This is a genomic window from Microbispora sp. H10836 (assembly GCF_012999525.1).
In the GTDB taxonomy this organism is placed as follows: domain Bacteria; phylum Actinomycetota; class Actinomycetes; order Streptosporangiales; family Streptosporangiaceae; genus Microbispora.
Genome location: NZ_JABBWU010000002.1, coordinates 176,619 through 197,340 on the forward strand (window position 1 = coordinate 176,619; position 20,722 = coordinate 197,340).

The 20,722-nt window shown below is 70.2% G+C and carries 17 protein-coding genes, 1 other RNA gene and 3 pseudogenes; 9 read left to right on the forward strand and 12 right to left on the reverse strand.

What is annotated here, in order from left to right; genetic code table 11:
• The first annotated feature begins 4 nt into the window (after nucleotides 1-4).
• Both HHX30_RS05570 and HHX30_RS05575 read left to right on the forward strand, forming a co-directional pair.
• Nucleotides 5-1,330, forward strand: a complete 1,326-nt coding sequence (locus HHX30_RS05570) for a bifunctional RNase H/acid phosphatase (RefSeq protein ID WP_169980700.1) — start codon at nucleotides 5-7, stop codon at nucleotides 1,328-1,330.
• A gap of 308 nt (nucleotides 1,331-1,638) precedes the next feature.
• Complete coding sequence (locus HHX30_RS05575) at nucleotides 1,639-2,862, forward strand: erythromycin esterase family protein (protein ID WP_169980098.1); 1,224 nt, start codon at nucleotides 1,639-1,641, stop codon at nucleotides 2,860-2,862.
• On the opposite strand, the gene HHX30_RS05580 is transcribed toward HHX30_RS05575, so the two are convergent.
• The 4 genes from HHX30_RS05580 to HHX30_RS05595 form a co-directional block, all read right to left on the reverse strand.
• The gene (locus HHX30_RS05580; RefSeq protein ID WP_169980100.1) at nucleotides 2,828-4,387 is read right to left on the reverse strand and encodes a cell wall metabolism sensor histidine kinase WalK; all 1,560 of its coding nucleotides are present in this window, start codon (nucleotides 4,385-4,387) and stop codon (nucleotides 2,828-2,830) included. The two genes, HHX30_RS05575 and HHX30_RS05580, sit on opposite strands and share 35 nt — an antisense overlap.
• Nucleotides 4,384-5,094, reverse strand: coding sequence for a response regulator transcription factor (locus HHX30_RS05585; protein ID WP_169980102.1), 711 nt, complete (start codon nucleotides 5,092-5,094; stop codon nucleotides 4,384-4,386). Before HHX30_RS05585 ends, HHX30_RS05580 begins: the two co-directional genes overlap by 4 nt.
• Before the next feature lie 95 nt (nucleotides 5,095-5,189).
• The gene (locus HHX30_RS05590) at nucleotides 5,190-5,963 is read right to left on the reverse strand and encodes a hypothetical protein (RefSeq protein WP_169980104.1); all 774 of its coding nucleotides are present in this window, start codon (nucleotides 5,961-5,963) and stop codon (nucleotides 5,190-5,192) included.
• The gene (locus HHX30_RS05595) at nucleotides 5,960-6,880 is read right to left on the reverse strand and encodes an ABC transporter ATP-binding protein (RefSeq protein WP_169980106.1); all 921 of its coding nucleotides are present in this window, start codon (nucleotides 6,878-6,880) and stop codon (nucleotides 5,960-5,962) included. Before HHX30_RS05595 ends, HHX30_RS05590 begins: the two co-directional genes overlap by 4 nt.
• 193 nt (nucleotides 6,881-7,073) lie before the next feature.
• On the opposite strand from HHX30_RS05595, the gene rnpB reads away from it, so the two are divergent.
• Nucleotides 7,074-7,463, forward strand: an RNA gene (gene rnpB / locus HHX30_RS05600) — RNase P RNA component class A.
• Between the two features lie 115 nt (nucleotides 7,464-7,578).
• Here rnpB and HHX30_RS43660 read toward each other — a convergent pair.
• Nucleotides 7,579-8,778: pseudogene (locus HHX30_RS43660) on the reverse strand (tyrosine-type recombinase/integrase); the annotation flags it as partial.
• A gap of 294 nt (nucleotides 8,779-9,072) precedes the next feature.
• Between HHX30_RS43660 and HHX30_RS05615 the strand changes: the two are divergent.
• On the forward strand, nucleotides 9,073-9,690 hold the full coding sequence (locus HHX30_RS05615; RefSeq protein WP_169980108.1) for a DUF6461 domain-containing protein: 618 nt from the start codon (nucleotides 9,073-9,075) through the stop codon (nucleotides 9,688-9,690).
• 153 nt (nucleotides 9,691-9,843) lie between these two features.
• Here HHX30_RS05615 and HHX30_RS05620 read toward each other — a convergent pair whose 3' ends face one another.
• Nucleotides 9,844-10,296, reverse strand: a complete 453-nt coding sequence (locus HHX30_RS05620; protein WP_169980110.1) for a hypothetical protein — start codon at nucleotides 10,294-10,296, stop codon at nucleotides 9,844-9,846.
• Between the two features lie 424 nt (nucleotides 10,297-10,720).
• Between HHX30_RS05620 and HHX30_RS43665 the strand changes: the two genes are divergently transcribed.
• On the forward strand, nucleotides 10,721-10,993 hold the full coding sequence (locus HHX30_RS43665) for a DUF5984 family protein (RefSeq protein WP_396703457.1): 273 nt from the start codon (nucleotides 10,721-10,723) through the stop codon (nucleotides 10,991-10,993).
• On the opposite strand, the pseudogene HHX30_RS41330 reads toward HHX30_RS43665, so the two are convergent.
• Both HHX30_RS41330 and HHX30_RS05625 read right to left on the reverse strand, forming a co-directional pair.
• A pseudogene (locus HHX30_RS41330) lies at nucleotides 10,985-11,323 on the reverse strand (transposase family protein); the annotation flags it as partial. The gene HHX30_RS43665 and the pseudogene HHX30_RS41330 overlap by 9 nt on opposite strands.
• A gap of 196 nt (nucleotides 11,324-11,519) precedes the next feature.
• Nucleotides 11,520-12,365, reverse strand: a complete 846-nt coding sequence (locus HHX30_RS05625; protein ID WP_169980112.1) for an SDR family NAD(P)-dependent oxidoreductase — start codon at nucleotides 12,363-12,365, stop codon at nucleotides 11,520-11,522.
• A gap of 134 nt (nucleotides 12,366-12,499) precedes the next feature.
• Here HHX30_RS05625 and HHX30_RS05630 point away from each other — a divergent pair, with 134 nt between their 5' ends.
• Complete coding sequence (locus HHX30_RS05630; protein ID WP_169980114.1) at nucleotides 12,500-13,426, forward strand: RNA polymerase sigma-70 factor; 927 nt, start codon at nucleotides 12,500-12,502, stop codon at nucleotides 13,424-13,426.
• Nucleotides 13,427-13,532: 106 nt separating this feature from the next.
• Here the strand turns inward: HHX30_RS05630 and HHX30_RS05635 are convergent.
• Nucleotides 13,533-13,781 (reverse strand): annotated as a pseudogene (locus HHX30_RS05635) (transposase family protein); the annotation flags it as partial.
• Between the two features lie 912 nt (nucleotides 13,782-14,693).
• Between HHX30_RS05635 and HHX30_RS05640 the strand changes: the two are divergent.
• On the forward strand, nucleotides 14,694-15,407 hold the full coding sequence (locus tag HHX30_RS05640; protein WP_169980116.1) for a VOC family protein: 714 nt from the start codon (nucleotides 14,694-14,696) through the stop codon (nucleotides 15,405-15,407).
• A gap of 53 nt (nucleotides 15,408-15,460) precedes the next feature.
• Here HHX30_RS05640 and HHX30_RS05645 read toward each other — a convergent pair whose 3' ends face one another.
• Nucleotides 15,461-16,174 (reverse strand): TetR/AcrR family transcriptional regulator, encoded by a 714-nt coding sequence (locus tag HHX30_RS05645; protein WP_169980118.1) that lies wholly within the window; start codon nucleotides 16,172-16,174, stop codon nucleotides 15,461-15,463.
• A gap of 114 nt (nucleotides 16,175-16,288) precedes the next feature.
• Between HHX30_RS05645 and HHX30_RS05650 the strand changes: the two genes are divergently transcribed.
• Complete coding sequence (locus HHX30_RS05650) at nucleotides 16,289-17,512, forward strand: saccharopine dehydrogenase family protein (RefSeq protein WP_169980120.1); 1,224 nt, start codon at nucleotides 16,289-16,291, stop codon at nucleotides 17,510-17,512.
• Nucleotides 17,513-17,682: 170 nt separating this feature from the next.
• Nucleotides 17,683-18,441, forward strand: coding sequence for a cell wall metabolism sensor histidine kinase WalK (locus HHX30_RS05655; protein WP_169980122.1), 759 nt, complete (start codon nucleotides 17,683-17,685; stop codon nucleotides 18,439-18,441).
• Between the two features lie 110 nt (nucleotides 18,442-18,551).
• Here HHX30_RS05655 and HHX30_RS05660 read toward each other — a convergent pair whose 3' ends face one another.
• Together HHX30_RS05660 and HHX30_RS05665 are read right to left on the reverse strand one after the other, a co-directional pair.
• The gene (locus HHX30_RS05660) at nucleotides 18,552-19,274 is read right to left on the reverse strand and encodes a hypothetical protein (protein WP_169980124.1); all 723 of its coding nucleotides are present in this window, start codon (nucleotides 19,272-19,274) and stop codon (nucleotides 18,552-18,554) included.
• Between the two features lie 115 nt (nucleotides 19,275-19,389).
• Complete coding sequence (locus tag HHX30_RS05665; protein WP_211591628.1) at nucleotides 19,390-20,394, reverse strand: multicopper oxidase domain-containing protein; 1,005 nt, start codon at nucleotides 20,392-20,394, stop codon at nucleotides 19,390-19,392.
• Nucleotides 20,395-20,722 lie beyond the last annotated feature (328 nt).

Here is a 20,722-nt window from a genome sequence, read left to right on the forward strand (position 1 = left end):
GGCGATGGGCGCGACGGGGGGTTACGTCGTAGAGGCCGACGGCGGGTCGCGGGGCAACCCCGGCCCGGCCGGGTACGGCGCGGTGGTCAAGGACGACGCCGGGCGGGTGCTCGCCGAGGCCGCCGAGTCGATCGGCACCGCGACCAACAACGTGGCCGAATACCGCGGGCTCATCGCCGGGCTCCGGGCACTGCTCGCACTCGGCGCCGAGGGCGGGCGGGTCGAGGTGCGGATGGATTCCAAGCTGGTCATCGAACAGATGGCCGGCCGCTGGAAGGTCAAGCACGAGGGCCTGCGGCCGCTCGCCCTGGAGGCGGCGGGCCTGGCCCGGCGCTTCCGCGTCACCTGGACGTGGATTCCGCGCGAGCGCAACAGCCATGCCGACCGGCTCGCCAACGAGGCGATGGACGCCGCGGCCCGGGGGGAGACCTGGCAGGCGAGCGAGATCACCTCCGCGCCGGAGGCCGTCCCGGCCGTCGAGCCCGAGGCCGAGCCGCCCAACACCGACGCGCCCACGCTGTTCGACGAGGCCTTCGGCGCCCCTGCCCCGGCCGTCGCCGATGGGCGTACGGTGACTTCCGGCGCGACCGTTGCGGGGACCGCCGGCGGACGCGCGGCGGACGCGGGCACAGCCGGTAGGACCGAGGACACGGCGGCCGGAACCGCCACCTCCCATGACCGGCGCGGGCACGGATGGATGCCCCGGGCCACGCGCGTCGCCACATCCCTGCTCCTGCTCCGGCACGGGCAGACGCCGCTGTCGGTGGAGAAGCGCTTCTCCGGGCTCGGCGACCCGTCGCTCACCGCCACCGGGCTCGCCCAGGCCGAGGCCGCGGCCCTGCGCCTGTCGCGTCAGCCGTACGAGGTCGAGGTGATCGTCACCTCCCCGCTCACCCGCGCCCGGCAGACGGCGGAGGCGGTGGCCGCCGGGACCGGCCTCACGGTGCTTGTCGACGACGATCTCCGGGAGACCGACTTCGGCGCGTGGGAGGGGCACACGTTCGCCGAGATCCAGCAGCGCTGGCCCCGGGAACTGGCGGCCTGGCTGGCCGACCCGGACGTCGCCCCGCCCGGCGGGGAGAGCTTCGCGGCGACCGCGCGGCGGGTCGAGCAGGCCAGGGACCGCATCGTGAAGGCCCACGAGGGCCGCAGCGTCGTCGTGGTCTCCCACGTGACCCCGATCAAGATGCTCGTCCGCTTCGCGCTGGGCGCGCCGCCCGAGGCCCTCTACCGGATGCACCTCGACCTGGCCTGCCTGTCGATGATCGACTACTACGCCGACGGGCCCGCGGTCGTACGCGCGCTGAACGACACCGCGCACCTTTCCTGAGCCCTTCCACAGGGGAGACGTGAGGGGCCGTGACGGCGCGGCGTGATGCCGCGCGTGCCCGGCCCTTCGGCCGTGCCCTCCAGCCGTGCCCCAGCCGCGCCTTCCCGCGCCGGCACGCAACCCAGGACAGCCCGGCGATTTCCGCCAGAGGCATCGCGCACCACGGCGTCACTCCGGCACATCTCGCATCCCAACCGGTCCGTGCGCCCGCCGACGGCTTAAACCCGTGAATTGAGGGTTTCTTCCTCTGGTCCTGGTGGATCGGCGGAGAAGTCTTCACGAATTGGTCCAACGATACCGTTGAAGGTATGGCTATCGACATCACGGACACCGTCCACGCCGTCGACGCCGCCTCCGTCATGAGGCTGCTCCCGGCCCGGCCGCGGGTGCTCGCCCTCGGCGAGCCCACCCATGGCGACAACGAACTGCTGGACCTGCGTAACGAGCTGTTCCGGCAGCTCGTCGAGCAGGCGGGCTACCGGACGATCGCGCTCGAGAGCGACTGCCTGATGGGCCTGGTAGTGGACGACCACGTCGCCTCGGGCGCGGGCATCCTCGACGAGGTCGTGGAGCGCGGCATCAGCCACGGGTGGGGTGCGTTTTCGGCCAACCACGAGCTCGTGCGCTGGATGCGTGCGTACAACGAGGGCCGGCCCGCGGCCGAGCGGCTGCGCTTCGCCGGTCTCGACGGCCCGCTGGAGATCAGCCACGCCGCGAGCCCCCGGCAGGCTCTCACCGCTCTCCACGGTTACCTCGCGGCCCGGGTGGGCGCGGATATGCTCCCCTGCGATGCGGAAATGCTCGACCGCCTGCTCGGCGCCGACGACCGCTGGGCCGATCCCGCCACGATGATGGATCCGTCCCGATCCGTGGGGCGGTCGGCCGAGGCCGGGGAGCTGCGACTGCTCGCCGACGATCTCGTGGCGCTGCTCGACGCGGAGACGCCGCGCCTGCTCGCGACGTCCACACAGGACGAGTGGGACCGGGCGCGCCTGTACGGACGCGCCGCCACCGGCCTGCTGCGCTACCACTACTGGATGGCCGACACGTCACCGGGCCGCATGCCGCGACTACTGGGCCTGCGGAGCTCGATGATCGCCGCCAACCTCCTCGCCGTCGCCGAGCGGGGCCCGGTGCTGGTGTACGCCCACAACAGCCATCTCCAGCGGGACAGGAGCACGATGCGGATGGGCGACGTGTCGTTCGAGTGGTGGAGCTCCGGCGCGATCGCGGACGCGCATCTGGGCGAGGGGTATGCCTTCCTGTCCATGGCCCTCGGCACGATCCGGCACCAGGGGGTGGACACCCCGCCGGCGGACACGCTCGAAGGGCTCCTGTACGCGCTCCCGGAGGAGCGCTACGTCGTCGACGTCCGCCGGCTGGCCGCCGCCTTCGCCGACGCGCCGCCCGCCCCCCGCGAGTCCCCCTGGTTCGGCTACGCCCCGCTGGACCCGGCCCACCTGCCCGGCTACGACGGGATGGTGTTCGTCAAGGACGTCACCCGCGGCCAGCGCGTCCGGCCGTACGGGTGAGGGCATCCGACGCGGCGCCCGGCAGCACGACGCGGAAGGCGGCTCCGGCGCCGGGCCGTGTCCGCAGGTCCACCCGGCCCCCGTGCGCGGCGACGATCGAGCGGACGATGGCCAGCCCAAGCCCGGCGCCTCCGGCGCCGGTGCGGCTGCGTGAGCCGTCCACCCGGTAGAAGCGGTCGAACACCCGGGCGGCCTCCTCCGCGGGCATCCCCGGCCCCTCGTCGGCGATCACGAGGATCCCGTCCCCGCCGGCCGTGCCGACGCCGATCCGCACCGGCGTGCCCGGCGGGGTGTGGGCGACGGCGTTGCCCACGAGGTTGGACACCACCTGGCGCAGCCGCGCCTCGTCGCCGTGAACCGGCGCCGCACCCGGCGGCCCGCCGTCCGGCCCGGTCAGCGCGACCTCCCGTCCGGGGTCCAGCGCGCGCAGGTCGTGGTGGGCGTCGGCGGCGAGCGTCCGCAGGTCCATGGGCGCGAGATCCATGGGCAGGGCGTTCTCGCCCTCGTCCAGACGGGCGAGCAGGAGCAGGTCCTCCACGAGCCGGACCAGGCGGCCCGCCTCGCTCTCGATACGGTCGAGGGTGAGGTCGGCGTCGGGCAGCCCGCCCATCCGGTGCAGTTCGGCGAACCCCTTGATGCCGAAGAGCGGGGTCCGCAGCTCGTGGCTGACGTCGGCGACGAAGCGGCGCATCCGGGCCTGCGCCCGCTCCCGCTCGGCGAAGGCCGTCTCCAGCTGGCCGAGCATGACGTTCAGGGCGGCCGCCAGCCGGCCGACCTCGCTCCGGGGCGCGGCCAGCGCGGGGACGCGCCGGGACAGGTCGCCCCCGGCGATGGCGGCGGCGGTCTCCTCGATCCGCCGCAGCGGCCGCAACCCCCGGCGTACGGCGAACCAACCGATGACGGCGAGCGACGTCACGAGCGCCGCCGCGGTCGCCGCGCAGACCGTCGTCAGGCGGCCGACGGTGGACCGCACCCCGCCGAGCGACGCCGCCACGACGACGCTGCCGGATGCCGCCGCCGGCGTCGTCGCGGTGGCGGGCCGCAGGACGGCGACGACCCGCCATTTGCCGCCCTCGGGGCCGGTCACGTCGAACGGCCGCCCGCCCAGCCGCTCGACCTCGGCGCTGTCGAGCCGGGGGAGCGCCGGGCCCCGATCCGGCAGCCCGTCCCGCAGCCGGTCCTGCAGCCACGGACCGCCCTCCTGCTCGACAGCGCCGTCCGCGCGCAGGTAGGCGATGTACACCTGGTCGATCAGGTCCATCCCGGGCAGGGTGCCCGGCAGTTGCGGGCTCTGCGGCGCGGACGGTCCGGCGATCAGCCGGGCGGGGATCCGCGACAGCACCGTCGCCATCGGCGTGAGCTGCCGGTCCACGCGTTCGATGAGGTGGGCCCGCAGCGTGGCGACCGCGACCGCGCCGCTGACGGCGAGACCGGCCGCGAGCAGGGCCATGGTGGTGAGCAGAAGCCGTCCACGCAGCGACAGGCTCCCCCAGCGCGGCGACGGACGCCTCGTGCGCGCCGTCATGGGCGTGGCCCGCGCAGCACGTATCCGATGCCGTGCATCGTGTGGATCAGCTTGGGCCCGGTTCTGTCGATCTTGCGGCGCACATAGCTCACGTAGGTGTCCACGATGCTGGAGTCTCCGGCGAAGTCGTACCGCCAGACGTGCTCCAGGATCTGCGCCTTGGACACCACCCTCCCGGCGTTGAGCACCAGGTAGTGCAGCAGGCGGAACTCGGTCGGCGACAACCGCACGGGGGTGCCCGCCCGGGCCACCTGATGGCCCTCCGGGTCGAGTTCCAGGTCGGCCACCCGCAGCGTGCGGTCCTCGGGGGCGGCTCCGGCCCGCCTGAGCACGGCCTCGATCCGGGCCAGCAGTTCCTCCAGGTCGAACGGCTTGGTCACGTAGTCGTCGCCACCCAGACGCAGTCCGTTGATCTTGTCCTGAGTGGTGTCGCGCGCGGTCAGGAAGAGCACGGGCACCTGACCCGGACGGCCGCCGGACAGCGGGCGGGGCAGCGTCCGGAGACGGCGCATGACCTCGAAGCCGTCCATGTCGGGCAGCATGACGTCGAGGAGCACGAGGTCGGGCGGCGTGCCCCGCGCGGTGTCCAGGGCCTGCGACCCGGTCGCGGCCGAGGTCACCTCGTATCCCGCGAAGCGGAGCGTGGCCGCCAGCAGTTCCCGCACCACGGGTTCGTCGTCGACCACCAGCAGGTGCCGCCCGTCCACCTCCGGCCTCCCTTCGCCGATCAGCGGAAGAATAGGTACGCGGTGCTAAGCCCGGCGTACAGGCCACGTCGCCTCAGGCGTCCCGCCGGTGGACCTCAGGCGTCCCGCCGGTGGAAGAGTGCGGCGGCGGCGCAGAGCAGGCCGAGCACGGTGGCGGCGAGCACCCCGGCGCCCGCGAGCGGCGCGAGCCCCTCCGTGCCGGGATGGACTGCGAAGAGCCTCGCGCCCGCCGCGCTCGGCCACCAGGTGACGATCCACCTGGCCACCGCCTCCGGGAACAGGCCCGCCATGCCGGGCAGGACCAGCAGGAACGTCCCGAGCGAGACGGCCCCCGCCGATCTGCGCAGCAGGAACCCGAGCGCCATGCCGTACAGGCCGATCAGGCCCGTGAACAGGCCCGCGCCCAGCAGCGCCCCCGGCACTCCCGGATCACCAGGTCCCACGCTCGGCACGCCCCGCGCCGCGAGCGCCGCCTGGCTGAGCGTCAGCGACAGGAGCGCCAGCGGCGGCCCGGTGAGGAGCGTGGCCAGCGCGACGACGGCCCCCTTGCCGGCGAGGAGGAGCCCGCGTCTGGGCACGGCGGTGACGCTGACCGGCATCGTCCCCGAGGCGTACTCGGAGGTCACGGTCAGCGCGCCGGCCGCGCTGACGAGCACTCCCACCAGCACGAGAGCGCGGAAGGCCGTCTCCGTGGGGTCGAAGGCCGCCCGGTCCGCGGCCGGCGCGGCGAGGTAGTCGCGTGCGGCGGCCATGCCGAACAGGTAGCCGTACGACCCGGCCGCGACCACAGCCCCGGCCAGGCAGCCGAGCATGGCCCGGATGCTGCGGAACTTCACCCACTCCGAGCGCAGCACGCCGTACGCGGTCATGAGACGGCTCCGGCGGGACTCGAGGCGAACTCGACGCTGTCGCCGGTGAGCTCCAGATAGGCCTCCTCCAAGGAGGCCCGCCACGGCGTGAGCTCGTGCAGGACGATTCCGTGCGCGCCGGCGAGACCCCCGATCTCGGCGCCGGACAGCCCGGTCACCGTCAGGCCGCCCCCGGCGCCGGGCCGTACGACGGCGCTGGCCTCCTGGAGCAGGGAGGCGAGCCGCGGCGCGTCGGGAGTGCGCACGAGCACCGCCTGCCGCGCGGCCGAGCGGACGAAGGCCTCCAGCCCGGTGTCGGCGATCAGCCGCCCGCGGCCGATGACGACGAGATGGTCGGCGGTGAGGGCCATCTCGCTCATCAGGTGGCTGGACAGCAGGACGGTCCGGCCCTGCGCGGCCAGGCTCCGCGTCAGCGTGCGGATCCACCGGATGCCCTCGGGGTCCAGCCCGTTGACGGGTTCGTCGAGCAGCACCACCGGGGGGTCGCCGAGCAGCGCCACAGCGATGCCGAGCCGCTGCTTCATCCCCAGCGAGAATCCACCGGGGCGACGGCCCGCCACGTCGGCCAGGCCAACGAGCCCCAGCACCTCCTCGACCCGGCGCCGTCCGATGCCGTTGCCGTACGCCAGGGAGAGCAGATGGTCGAACGCGGTCCTGCGTGGGTGCACGGCGTGCGCGTCGAGCAGTGCCCCCACCTCCCGCAGGGGCACGGGCAGGTCGGCGTAGCGTCGCCCCCCGATCGTCGCGCTCCCGCTCGTCGGTCTGTCGAGCCCGAGGATCATCCGCATCGTGCTCGTCTTGCCCGCGCCGTTCGGTCCGAGGAAGCCGGTGACGGCGCCCGGCCGTACGTCGAAGCTGAGGCCGTCCACGACGGCGACCTCGCCGTACCTCTTCGTCAGTTGCCGCAACTCAATCATGGGACGCAGACTCGCCCACCGGTCTGCGTGGTCTCTGAGAGGTTCTGTGCGAGTCCTGTGAGCGGTCCGCCCGCGACCTGCGCCGGTGCGGCCTCACGTCTCCGTCTCGCGGGCGAACTCAGAGGGTCTTCACATGACCGCCGGCCGGGCCGGGGAATGATTCGGGAGCCGCTAGGCTTACCTTCACGGTGGACGAGCCGGCCGGGCGGCCGCGTCAGGGCTTCGGCCCTGCCGAGGAAGGTCCGGGCTCCACAGGGCAGGGTGGTCGGTAACGCCGACCCGGGGCGACCCGCGGGACAGTGCCACAGAAAACAGACCGCCCCTTCACGGGGGTAAGGGTGAAACGGTGGTGTAAGAGACCACCAGCGCCCACGGTGACGTGGGCGGCTCGGTAAACCCCACCCGGAGCAAGGTCAAGAAGGGACGTTCTCCGGAACGTCCCGCGCGCGACGTTCGAGGGCTGCCCGCCCGAGCCGCGCGGGTAGACCGCTTGAGGCCGCCGGCAACGGCGGTCCTAGATGGATGGCCGCCGGTCAGCCCATGTGGCTGACCACAGAACCCGGCCTACAGGCCGACTCGTCCACCTTCCGCCCTCTGATCTGGGCAGATTCCCGGGCCCTCCTCCTCGGGGCGGACCGGAATGCCGAATCGATCGCCGTACGAGCCTGCTCGGAGGCTTCCGGCACGAGATGCCCGTAGAGATCGACCATCGTGGTGATCGACTCATGACCGAGCCACCGGGACACCTCGGAGATCGGAACGCCCTCAGCCAGGGCCGTGCTCGCGAAGGCGTGCCGCAGGTCGTGAAAGGTCGTGTCCGGCAGCAGATCGGCCGCCTTGATCGCTGGCTTCCAGATACGGGCGTTGAAGTAGTCCCGCCGCATCAGGTTGTCGCGCGAGGTCGAGAAGAGGAGATCGGCGGGGGAGTGGTCGGCGATGTGCTTCTCCAGCGCTTCGGCGAGGAACACCGGCATGGGCACCTCGCGCACCGACGCCGGACTCTTCGGAGTCGCCAGTGTCGGCCGACGATCCACGATCACCACCTGATGATCAACCCTGATCATCTGATCGGCGAACCTGACGCGATCCACCGACAGCCCGAACGCTTCCCCTTGCCGCAGACCGGCAGCCGCACCCAGAAGCACCAACGGTCCGTACTTCGGCGGCATGGCACGGCTCAGCCTCATGACTTGATCGGGTGCCAGGAGTCGGATCACGGTCTTGTCGGCGTGCGGCAGACGGATGTCCCGGCAAGGTGTCTTACTGATCAGACCGTCACGTACAGCCCCGCGCACGATGCTCGCAAAGATCGTGTAGACGGTCTCGATCGTGCGAGGAGCGAGCCCTTTGGCCCGCAGGCCCTTGACCCACTGCTGCACGGCGGTGGGCCGAATCGACGCGAGGGGCACGCGGTCGAACGCCGGGTAGATGTGCTTACGCAGGTGGTTCCGGTAGGTCTCCTCGGTGGTCGGCTTGTGCAGCCGGGCGGCCAGCCATTCCGGCGCGTAGTCGCCGAACTTCGTCTGACCGAGCTTGGGGTCGATCCAGTCACCACGGGCGGTGTCCGCCTTGCGGGCAGCGTCGAAGCGGTCATCCCGCCATCGACCCAGGCAGAGCCCAGCAGCCCGGCTCCTCCAGGTCAAGCCCAGCCGTGCGGCCAGGACAACCAGCGCGCGAGGAAGCTCACCGGGAGCAGGTACACGCGAGGCATGGGCTTGCCCCTCCGTCCCCGGCCCGCTGTCGCTTCGCGATGGGTCGATGGCAGACGAGAGATCAGGCCAGCGGATAATGTGCGGGTCCGCACGAGCGTGGGAGAACCCGGTGGTTCGAATGCGAATTTCGGCGCAGGAGGCCGTCATAGGTCTGATGAGCTTGGCATTCATAGAGATCCGCACCATGAGTTACCGTCGCGATCCGACGCTCCTGGAGTGGATTGACGGCCCGGAGGATTACCACGAGCAGATACGAGTAATCGCGGACATATGCCACAACTTGCCCGGAAGTCTTAGCTCGCGCAGCAAGCGGCAACGGGAGCGAAGGGCTAGTGAGAGCCTGAGACTCCTTCTGCAGGGAGCAGACGACGCACATACTCAATGGGTCCGCACCCGTCTTGACGAGCTCGGATATGACTACCACTCGTTGCTCGGGAAGCCTGATCGAGAGGTCAGGGAAGAGCCAAAGGTATAAAGCTTATGCCACCCGCCACCTCTGACGATTACGCCTGGCAGAGCGATTGGGAGGAGATATACACGGTCACGTTCGTCTGCGGCCACGATGAGCGGGAGACGCTGCGCAGGTTCGGGGTCGCCCAGGCGGACATGCGGCCGTACAACTGGGAGGACGTCTGGGAGCGTGTCGAGGAGACCGCCGGAGAATCCGACCTGGTCGTCGTGACCCACATGAACGGGTGGACGATCGCCTTTGAGGCTTGCGGTTGGGAAGGCAACCGGCCGGAGACGTTGCGTGAGCTGTCCCGGGGAGGCGAGGCGGTTTCTGTCATGCGGCATGACTACGCCGCATCCCACCACTTCGCGCATGCGGTCGACGGTGAACTGCGCACAGCCTTCCGGCTGGAGTGGCCCCAGGAACGCTGGGGAGCCCAGCCCGACGCCCTGAACGCAGAAATGCGCGAGCTCGGACTCACGCCTTCAGGACCGCAGGAGAAGTCCCGGTACCGGCACGAGATCGTGGCGCTCGCGCTCGCGCTGGCCAGCCGCCTCTCCGGGGTCCTGTTCCACCGGGACATGGTCGAGAGTGACGCTCTGCTCGGCGGGATTATCACCGCTCCCGTACCCGATGACCCGCAGTAAGCTCCCCGCCGATCCGCCCTGCGTGTCCAACTGCGTGACAACACTCACGGACACCAGCGGCCACTAGTGGACGACGATGGACTCTCCTCACAGGTGGAGAGCCAAAGAGGCCAGCTCGAACGACTGTCGCTGTTGCCCTGATAAGCAAGCGTGTCACGGCAGTGCGGGCCAGAATTGCAGGCGGTACGTCTCAAGTCCTTCGGGAGGCTGCTCGTCCGGGTAGCGCGCGCCGGGACCAGGGCAGACATTTGCACGCACGAGCCAGTTCCGAGCTTTTTGGCGGAGGTCAATGAGTTTGCCGGAGGAATTACCAAAGGGTCCGACCATACGCAGCTTGCCGGAGCTTGAGTACAGCTCTGCTGTCTCACTTCTGGCCCACAGGGTGTCATCGGCCGGCGGTTCCCCATCCCAGAGCTCCAGCGTGACCTCGACCCTGTGCCAGTCATCCGCCTCACTGGTGATAATGCCGACGTTCGCCGCGGCGATGAACCAGTTGGTCACGTTCTCGCGGTCTGAGAGTTCCCAGAGGTCCTCGGCCCCTTCCGGGACTCCGTTCGCTCCATCGAGGTCCATGACCATAACCTGTCGATACTCGACGGTGATCACGTCCGTGAGGCTGTCAATCAGGCGGGACATCGCCTGTCCTTAACACGAGGGGGCAGGTTAGGCGCGACGATGCTACCCCTCGTCGATCGCGTGTAGGACTAAAACGCCCCGGCTTCGGTGGAGACATCAGGGGTTGATTCCAGCGAGTTCGCCGGCCTTGCAGTAGTGCGGCGGCCCTTTGTGCTTCCGGGCAACGGCGCCGGTCGCCGCAGGCTCCCGCGCGCAGCAGGAGTTCACGGCGTTCGCAGACGCAGCCGACCAGAGTGAATAGGCGGCATACACGCTCGGACAGCGCTCTATCAAATCAACCTGTGGCCGTCCGGCGAGTCGTTCCACCGAGCAGCTACCATACGCCCGGTGATCAGGTTCCGTTTGCGTTGACACCGCTGGGCCAGGTTGCCCCATGGGGCCCTGAGGGCGGGAGCTGCACTGGTTCGGACTGACGGATGGCTGGTACCGGATAGAACTGGCCGGTCACCAGTTGCTGCCCTATTCATCGGAAACCCTGCAGCGATATCGAATCGACCATCCTGCTGTGCAGCGCCCATTTGCCGGCTACTACGCGGCTCGGCTATGGGAGGACACCAACAAGATGACACCGGCCGTCCTCCAGCCGGTGCCGGTCGATCTCCTGGATTTCGTAGCGAGTGACCCCGACGCCTGGCGGCCGATGAACAGCGAGCGCTTTTCATCCTGAGTAGCGGCCTTCTTCGATGAGCTGCAGGACAAGGATGGTTGCATGATCGTGGTGGCGCGCTGCGGGCGGCAGCGCAGCCGGGTCAGGATCTTCCAGGTCTACAAGGTGGCCACGGCGCGTTCCCCGCAGGCGCGGATGGGAGCTTGCGCGCGTTTGACCGAGCGCTGATGGCGCGACAGCGGCAGTCGTAGCCGATGGCCTTTGAACGGCGTGCGGATGCTGCAGCCCGCGCCTCGATATCCCTTGCCGGCAAAGGTTCTTACCCCCTGCGGCGGTCAGCGCGTCGATCAGGACGGTCGCGCGTACCGCGGTCAGGTCATGCGTGGCACCGGACTCCGGGGTGATCGCCGTGCCGGGCGTCGGGGCCGTAAGCGACTGAGGTGGAAGCCCGATCATCCCGCCCACGTGGGAGCAGGCCCCAACTCCGTCAGGACAATCCGGCTCACCGCCGAGCGGATCGCCCGGACGCCCAGGTGGCCTGGGCGACCTGGGCGCCGCTCGCCGGTTGTGCGGCCTCTCACCTGAGTCAGCGGGCTTCGAGGTTGCCGTGTGCCTCGATTGAGAGGTCCTGCCAGTCGGCCCAGGTCTTGAGCCGGTCGGCGTAGGCCCGCTCGATCAGTGGGTGGAAGCCCTTGCCGAACAGCACCCGCACCGGCGGGTTGGCGGAGTCCACGAGCTTAAGCAGTGCCTGCGCCGCGGCGGCCGGGTCGCCTGCGGGCATCTTCCCTGCCATCGCCCCGAGGCGCTGACGGAGACCGTCGTAGGCCGGGTCGGGCTTGGCCATGTAGCCGTTGGCGAGCGGGTCGGGGTTGTTGCCGTCCCGGGTGGCGAAGCCGCCGGGCTCGATGATGGTCACCTTGACGCCGAACTCGGCGACCTCGCCGGCGAGCGCCTCGTTCAGGCCCTCCAGGGCCCACTTAGAGGCGTGGTACGCGCCGCCGAGCGGCATCGCGATGACCCCGGCGGCCGAGGAAAGCTGGATGATGTGCCCCGAGCGCTGCTCGCGCAGGTACGGCAGCGCCGCCTGGACCACCCACACCGCGCCGAACAGATTGGTCTCGAGCTGGTCGCGCAGTTCCTGTTCTGTAAGTTCTTCGACCGCGCCGACTTGGGCGTAGCCGGCGTTGTTCACGATGACGTCGAGCCGGCCGAAGTGCTCCTTGGCGCGCTTCACGCTCTCGAAGACGGTGGCCCTGTCGGTCACGTCCATCTCCAGTGGAAGCACCGCGTCTCCATAGGTGTCGGCCAGCGCCCGCAGGCTCGCGGTGTTCCGGGCGGTGGCAGCGACCTTGTCGCCGCGCGCCAGGGCGGCCTCCACGAAGTTGCGGCCCAGGCCGCGGGACGAGCCGGTGACGAACCAAACCTTCTGCATGGTGTGCTCCTTGTTGCCGCTTTCAGCCGTTACAACCCCCTGGACGAGATAGCCCGGCAGAGATGTGAGATCGCCCGAGTGTGATCTGCGACACCATGTCACCTTTATCCTGAGTGGTGATATCAATGGTCGGCGTGACTCGCGTCGAGGACTTCCAGGAACTGAGGCCGCTGCTTTTCGCGATCGCCTACCGCATCCTGGGCAGCGTGAGCGAGGCCGAGGACGCCGTCCAGGAGGCCTGGCTGCGCTACGAAGGTTCCCCGGCCCAGCCCGAGTCACCCAAGGCCTTCCTGTCGGCCACGGTGACGCGGATCTCGATCGACGTGCTGCGCTCGGCCCGCGTCCGGCGCGAGGCTTACGTCGGGCCATGGTTCCCCGAACCGCTGCTGACCGACCCCTACCAGGACCCGGAGCGGTCGGCGGAGCTGTCCGACTCGTTGTCGATGGCAGCGCTGATCCTGCTGGAGCGGCTCAGCCCGCTCGAGCGTGCGGTCTTCGTGCTCCGCGAGGTGTTCGCCTTCAGCTACCGGGAGATCGCCGCCGCGGTGGAGCGGTCGGAGGCGGCCTGCCGCCAGCTCGCGGTGCAGGCACGCCGTCACATGGACGCGGGCCGGCCCCGCTTCGAGGCGGATCGCCGGGCCCGCGAGCAGCTCGCCGGGCGGTTCTTCCATGCGATGAGGGAGGGGGACGTCACAGGGCTGCAGGAACTGCTGGCCGCCGACGTCCAGCTGGTCAACGACGGCGCCGGCAAGATCGGGAGTACGATTCCCCTCTTCGGCGTCGCGAAGATCGCCCGGGTGCTGTCCGTCGCCATCCCGCCGTTCGCCCAGATCGGCGCGGTGCTGGAGGCGCACGAGGTGAACGGCCAGCCGGGTGCGATCATCCGCGACCGAGACGGTCACATCTTTAACGTCTGGACGCTCGACATCCTGGACGGACGCATCCAGACCATCCGCTCGATCGTCAATCCCGACAAGCTCGCTCACCTAGGCCCCGTCGCCGACGCCCACGCGGTCATCCGCGAGAAGAAGCAGACCCGCCGCGACCAGCAGACGCCATGATGGGCGGCACGCGGGTCGGCCGGGCGGAGTCCCGCAAGGCGCTCAATGACGACTGGCAGGTCAACTCGGATATCGCAATCTCAGCTGGTCCATTGAGCCCTTTTAATCCTGAGTAGGGGTCGGCTTCGACGGCGTGCAGGACGAGGATGGCCTGCACGATCGCGGTGGCCCGGCGAGGACAGCAGCGGAGCTTGGCCAGGACCTTCCACGTCTTCAGGGTCTCGATGGCGCGTTCGCCGAGGGCTCGGATGCGGGCGTGGGCACGGTTGACGTCCTTCTGCCCGCGTGACAGCCGCGGCCGGTGCCGGTGGCGCTTGAACGGTTCGAAACCGGCTTCGTGGAAGCGTCGGTCACCTGGCTTGCGGCAAGTCATGCGACTTGCTGGGAGCCGTTTTGCCGTCAGCGGGCGCGGCCGGTGCGAGCATCGCGAGGGTAGAAGCGATCACCACAGCCGGGGGACACATGCTCCGAAAACTGATCCTGATAGTGGGCGTGGCCGTGGCGACATCGCCAACCGCCATGGCCGATGCCTGGGCCGACGAGTTGCCGGGAGTTCTGTCGGCACGGGCGGTCATCGCCGCCACGCCGGCCGGGCAAGAGTCCACTGCGTGTAGTCCCGGATCGCCGTGTGCGGCGGTCAACTGTGGCCCGGGGCGCGTCTGCGTGCCCTCGCCCAAGCAGTGCTTCACCACACCGTGCCCGCAGTACGACTGCGTGCCCGCGTCCTCGGTGGTCCGCTCGGATCGCCGGCCTCCCCAGCCCGGCTCACACCCGGACCGGTGGCGGCCCCGGCATCCGGAGCAGCGACCGGCCTACCCGCGCCACTGGCAGACGGCGGACCGCTCAGAGAGCCGCGGTGACCCGGCAGGGAACGCCGGCAGGGTGAGCGCCCTACAGCCGTGAGCCCGTCAGGCCGCCTCGGCGACGAGGCACGGGCCGCCCGTGGCACGGCACTCGGCCTCGCCGGAGGCTGCCGGGGAGCCTGGAGGCTGCCAGGGAGGACGACTGAGACGCCGCGACTGTGCGCCGGAACGCGAGAGACCTCCGAAACGGCCGGCACGTGCTGAACCACAAGCCCCGGCTCAGGCCTCGTCTCGGAGACCGGGCGCGGAAGGCACGGCGATCGGGAACGCGTACGCGGCGAGATCGTCCTGCGGAAAATGCTTCGCGTGGCGCGTCCCGGAGCACCTAGCCTTGGTCTTCTTTACGGGCGCGGAGGACGTGCCCTGCCGACGGCTTTGCATTCGAATTGGAGGTGCGGAGCGGCATGACCTGTCATCTCGTCGCGCTCTGCTTCGACGCGCACGATCCGCTCCGTCTCGCGCGCTTCTGGGCCGGTGTTCTGGGCTGGGAGACGGCCGAGGACGACATCGCGCTCCTGCCGAGCGATGACACCGGGTTCCGGATTCGATTCCTGCCGACCCAGGAGCAGAAGTCCGGCCAGAACCGCGCGCACTTCGATCTGACGAGCACATCCCTTGAGGACCAGCAGCAGACGGTGGCCAGGGCGCTCGAACTCGGCGCCCGGCACATCGACATCGGGCAGAGCCCGGAGGACGATCACGTCGTGCTCGCGGACCCCGAAGGCAACGAGTTCTGCGTCATCGGCCCGGACAACAAGTTCCTCGCCGACTGCGGATTCATCGGGGCGGTCGCCTGCGACGGTTCGCAGGAGGTCGGGTATTTCTGGAGCGCAGCGCTGGGCTGGCCGTTGGTCTGGGACCAGGACCAGGAGACCGCGATCCGCTCGCCGCACGGCGGTCCGAAGATCACCTGGGGTGGTCCGCCGCTGATGCCGAAGACCGGGAAGAACCGGCTGCATTTCGACATCGCTCCACCCGCCGACGGCGATCAGCAAGCGGAGGTCGAGCGTCTCATCTCGCTGGGGGCGGAGCGCATCGACATCGGTCAGGGCGAGGCCGGTTGGGTGGTCATGGCCGACCCCGACGGCAACGAGTTCTACGTTCTGTCCTCGCGATAGTGCCTTCCTCGAACGTGATGGCGCACAAGGCCGTCGCGCGTCCGGCTCTGCGGTCAGGGGTGTCCGGAGCCGGTGTTGAGGCGTGACATGGCGCTGTCGAGCAGCATGTCCAGGGCGGCGGGGTAGGCGCTGTCGTTCATGTCGGCGATCAGCAGAGGCACGACCGCCGCGATGTTGGGGTGGGTGACCGGGGGGAGGCGGGCGTAGGTCGCCTGCCAGATCTCCTCGTCCGCCCTGCGTGCCTGTTCCGGCAGCGCGAGGGAGGCCGCGTCCAGCGCGGCGAAGGCCAGCGTCATGTCGATGAAGGTGTGGTAGACGCGCACCGCCTCACGGTCGGAGAACCCGGCACCCCGCAGCAGCCCGAGGATGGCCTCGTCGGCCGCGATTTCGTGGGACTTGCCGCTGATGCGGCTGGCGGTCAGCACCGCGGCCTGGGGGTGTTCGAGGTAGGCGGCGTGGATGAGCAGGCCCAGTTCGCGTAGGTCGGCGCGCCAGTCGCCGGTGCCACGCCAGCCGGCCATGGCACGCCCGATGAGCATGTCGCCGATGGCCAGGGTCAGGTCGTCGATTCCGGCGAAGTAGCGGTAGAGCGTGCTGGGGTCGGCGCCCAGTGCGATGCCGAGCCGCCGTACGGTCAATCCGGCGGAGCCGTGCTCGCGCAGCATGCGCAGCGCGGTCCGCACGATCAGGTCCTCCGAGAGGACCACTCCGTTCTTCGTCGGGCGGCGCCGTCTGCGCGCCGGTTCCGGGACCACGGGCTTGGGCACGCCGCTCCTCCTCTCCGCCTGGCAGCTTATGCCAACACCATTGACGTTATCAGTGACGGTGCCGTTGGATCGGGCGTACCAAGACGTTTTGTCCTGGAAAGGGAGAGTTTTGTCATGCGTGTTCTGCTCGTCGGCGCCGGTGGAGTGGGTACGGCGATCACCCGGATCGCGGCCCGCCGGTCCTTCTTCGACCACATGGTCGTGACCGACTACGACCTGTCTCGCGCGGAGGCGGCGGTCGCCGCACTCGGGGAGGCGGGCGCGCGCTTCAGCGCCCGGCGGGTGGATGCGAGCGACGAGGCCGCGGTGGCGGCGCTGCTGGCCGAGCACCGCTGCGACGTCCTGCTCAACGCCACCGACCCGCGGTTCGTCATGCCGCTGTTCCGGGCGGCGCTGTCGGCCGGAGCGCACTACCTGGACATGGCGATGTCGCTGTCGCGGCCCGATCCGGAGCGCCCGCACGAGGTGTGCGGGGTCAAGCTGGGGGACGCCCAGTTCGAGATGGCCGCCGAGTGGGAGAAGGCGGGCAGGCTCGCGCTGGTCGGCATCGGGGTGGAGCCGGGGCTGTCGGACGTCTTCGCCCGGTACGCCGCCGACGAGCTCTTCGACCACATCGAGGAGATCGGCATCCGCGACGGCGCCAACCTCACCGTTGACGGGTACGACTTCGCGCCGTCCTTCAACATCTGGACCACGATCGAGGAGTGTCTCAACCCCCCGGTCGTGTACGAGGCGGGCCGGGGCTGGTTCACCACCCCGCCCTTCAGTGAGCCGGAGGTGTTCGACTTCCCCGAGGGCATCGGCCCGGTGGAGTGCGTCAACGTGGAGCACGAGGAGGTCCTGCTCGTGCCCCGCTGGGTCGACGCCGAGCGGGTGACCTTCAAGTACGGGCTGGGCGCGGAGTTCATCGACACGCTGCGGACCCTGCACCTGCTGGGGCTGGACCGCACCGAACCGGTCCAGGTCGTCGCCGAGGGCGGCGCCACCGTCAAGGTCTCCCCGCGTGACGTGGTCGCGGCGTGCCTGCCCGACCCGGCGACCCTCGGGGAACGCATGCGCGGCAAGACGTGCGCGGGCACCTGGGTCAAGGGCACCAGGAACGGCGGCTCGCGCGAGGTCTACCTGTATCACGTGGTCGACAACGAGTGGTCCATGCGTGAGTACGGCTCGCAGGCGGTGGTCTGGCAGACCGCCGTCAACCCGGTCGTGGCCCTCGAACTGATGGCCACCGGCGTCTGGTCCGGGGCCGGCGTCCTGGGCCCTGAGGCCCTGCCGCCCCGGCCCTTCCTCGACCTGCTCACGGAGTACGGCTCTCCCTGGGGCATGCGCGAGCAGTGACCGCGCGGGACGCGGGTGACGCCGTCGCGGCTCGGCCCGTCGACCGGCGTCACCGCACCGGCGAGAGCCCAACGGTCCGGCAGCCCGCGCCCTCGTACGACGAGCACCGAGTGTGCCGATTTTAGGTTCTGCTGGGAATCGTCGCGGGCGGGTCAGGGAACCTCACAGAGATGACATCGCTCCGCCACCTCCGTGACTGCCTTGGCGAACTCGATGAGCTGGAGCGCAGCGTGAAGCACGGTATCGACAGCATGTGCGGCAAGCTGTATCGGGCCATCGACTGGCAGCGACGGTTCGAGGCCGACGTGTCCCACGAGCTGCGCACCCCGATCGCGGGGCTGCGGGCACAGCTGGAGGAGGCCCGGCTGCATCCCGGCGAAATCGATGTGGACGACCTGCTCGAACGGGCGCTCAACGACGTGGAGCGGCTGCATGCGCTGGTCGACGATCTCTACCTGCTGGCCCGGCTTCAGGCGGCCGCGCAGCCGACTGAGCCGGCCCTGCTGGACCTCGGGCAGCTCGTGCAGAGCGAGCTGGCCCAGCGCACCGACAGGCTCGACGTCAAGGTGCGGGCCGACCCCGGGGTCGTGGTCCGCGGCCTGGACGCCCGGCTCCGGCGGATGCTCTCCGAGCTGCTCGACAACGCGCAGCGACACGCCAGGACCCGCGTGATCGTCCAGGTCCAGCGTACGGCCGACACCGCGGAGCTCGTCGTCGCCGACGACGGCGACGGGATCCGGGAGGAGGACCGTGAGCGGGTTTTCGACCGCTTCACCCGTCTCGACGCCGCCCGCTCCCGCGACCGCGGCGGAACCGGCCTCGGCCTGGCCATCGTGCGGAACATCGTGTACGGCCACGAGGGCCAGGTGCACGTCGAGCGGTCGCCGACCGGCGGCGCGGCCTTCGTCGTCCGGCTGCCCCTGGCCTGACCGGCTCCCTTCTCCGCGATCGGGGACCGAACAAGCGGGGAACGCCGGCGTAGCCCCGAGGCCGGGCCGCCGGCCGGGGTGTCGGCCGCGGCGCCGTACGGCCTGCGCGTTCAGGAGAAACGCTCGACGGTCACGGGGACCGGTCCCGCGTGGCGCATGACCGTCGTCAACCGCCGCAGCAGCGGCCCGAGGGCCTCGTCGGACGTGGTCCCCAGATGGGCCGTGAGGTCGACGGAGCAGGCGGCGCCGGGCCCGATCCGGCGTACGTCCCAGGTGAAGACGTCCGAGGCCGTGCGCAGCGCACCCGTGCCGACGACCCTGGTCCGCGGGTCGCCGGCCTCCGCCGCGAGCGTCACCATCTCCGCGAGGCGGGGAAGGCTGGGCTCGCCGGCGAACAGCACGCGGTAGACCCGCGTGTCGTGGAACCCCTCGGGAACCTGCGGCGGGCTGAGGCGTAGGGGAGGCGAGTCCGGCAGGAGCCGGTAGTCGTGGAACATGGCGCGCAACCACGCCTCGCCGGGCAGTTCGCCCCCGCCGAGACCGTGGTAGGCCGCCTCGGCCTCGGGGCGGCTCACCGCGTGCGCGCGGGCACGCAGGCCGGGATCCTCCCGCATCGCGCGCCCGAAGGCCGCCGAACTCCACCACACGCCGTCGGCCGCGGTCCACCCGGCGGTGTTCAGGCCGACGGTCCTGAAGTCGTCGGCCAGGGCGAACTCCTCGACGACGACTCCCTCGGCGCCCGTCTCCGACGTGATCAGGTAGTAGTCGAGAGCCGCCTCAGATGCGGCGGCGGCGAGAGCCGGTTGCCCACGCTCGTCCATGTCGCTGTTCATGGCCGCAGGCTACTGACCTCGCCGTCCGGCGGCACGGGCGTCCCGCCCCCGCGGGCGACCGGGCGGGCCCGCGTCGCGAACGGGCCCGCCCGGCGCCTACGAGGGCGGGACGGGATCAGTGCGGCATGGTGCCCATGTCGGGATTGTGGGTCATGCCGCCCATGTCGTGGCCGGGAACGTTGCCCTTCTCGTCGGCCACCATGAACACCCCGACCATTCCCATGTCGGAGTGGCTCTGGACATGGCAGTGGTACATCCACGCCCCCGGGCCGACGCGCTCCCCGGCGATCACCTGGAAGCCGAACGACTCGGCCGGGCCGGTGGTCTTGGTGTCGATGATCCGGCTCGGGTCCTGAGGGCCTTCCAGCAGGCCGGTGCGGTTGTCGGCCCATCGGTGCCCGTGGATGTGGAAGGTGTGGAAGGCGCTCCCGTGGGTGATGACGATGAACTCCACCCGCTCGCCGATCTTGGCGAGGAAGTGCGGCCCTTCCCCTCTGCGGTTGTTGATCAGCATGTCGTTGAAGACGACGGTGAACGTCTTGTCCGGCAGCACGTCGCCCTTCCGGCGGACCACCAGCGGCCCGTAGAGGCCCTTCTTGATGCCTCCCGTGCCGTGATCGGAGCCCACCACGTGGTCGTGGTAGTGCCAGTAGCCCGCGCTGCCGGGCTCGATGGTCCCGCCGGAGCGGCGGCCCTGCGCATGGGTGCGCCAGACGTAGGTGCGTCGGCCTCCCGGCTCCACCACGCTGTCGTTCATGCGCGTGCCGTCGCTGGTCACCTCGTAGTCCACGCCGTGGACGTGGAGGCTCGCGGTCACGTCCGAGTTGTTGACCAGTTCGATTTCGAGGGTCTCGCCCTCGACCATCTCGATGAGCGGTCCGGGGATCGTCGCCTTGCCCGGCTCCAGGCCGTAACCCATCTCGCCGTTCGGCAGGTTCTCCGCGTAGAGGGTGATGCGGCGCGGGAGCACGCCGGTCGGTGCGGTCGCGGTCTTGTCCACGGGCGCCGCGCTTGCCTGGCCCGACATGACCAGCGGGGCGAACGCGGCGGCGGTCGCGGCCGTGGTGAAGGCGCGCCGGGAGAACTGGCTCCGGCCCATGCCCCTGCCTACCTCGGTCATGGTTCCCCTATCGGTGACGACGTCCCGTTCGCGCCCGGGGCGGCTCCGCCTCCGCGGACCGGTGACGAGCCGGGCCGGGACGACGTCGCGTCTGCCGGGCGGAGACGCGGAGCGCTCGGTCCGGCCTGAAGGCAGCGGGGCGGGACAGGTGATGCTTTCTACGGCATCGCTGATACTTTCGATGGAATTAGGCGGTAGTTGTGGCATCAGTGTCAAGAAGTCACGCGGCAACTGATAACACTTCGTCACATAGATGGATGAAGTGTTATGTGGCTTGCTAAGGTCGCGCATGGTTCCCTGTGCGCCCCGACCCGCTCCGCCCTGCCGA